Raw genomic sequence first — 264 nt, 5'->3', positions numbered from 1 at the left:
GCCATGCCTGGGCCCAGGCGTGCTGCGGGGCCGCCTTCCACTTCTGAGAACAGGTGCCGCGGCCGAAGGCGATGCCCGGCAAGGCGCCGTTGGTCAGCAGGTTCTCGGTCAGGGTCCGATAGGGCGGCCAGTTCTTGAAGTTCTTCGGCTGGTAGCGGACCACCTCCGAGGGCACGCCATGGTCGGCGAGCCAGGCGCGGAACAGCGGCACGAAGGCCAAGGTCTCGGCCTTCTCGGTGCCGACGTCGGCGAACAGCACCTGGT

At 68.6% G+C, this 264-nt stretch carries 1 pseudogene; it reads right to left on the bottom strand.

Annotated features, from left to right (window positions below):
* A pseudogene (locus tag C1X29_RS30000) lies at positions 1-264 on the bottom strand (hypothetical protein); the annotation flags it as partial.

Source organism: Pseudomonas sp. GW456-12-10-14-LB2, assembly GCF_002884345.1.
GTDB classification, from domain to species: Bacteria; Pseudomonadota; Gammaproteobacteria; order Pseudomonadales; family Pseudomonadaceae; genus Aquipseudomonas; species Aquipseudomonas paraglycinae.
The sequence above is the reverse complement of the archived record's forward strand: the minus strand, read 5'-3'. Positions and strand labels throughout refer to the sequence as shown.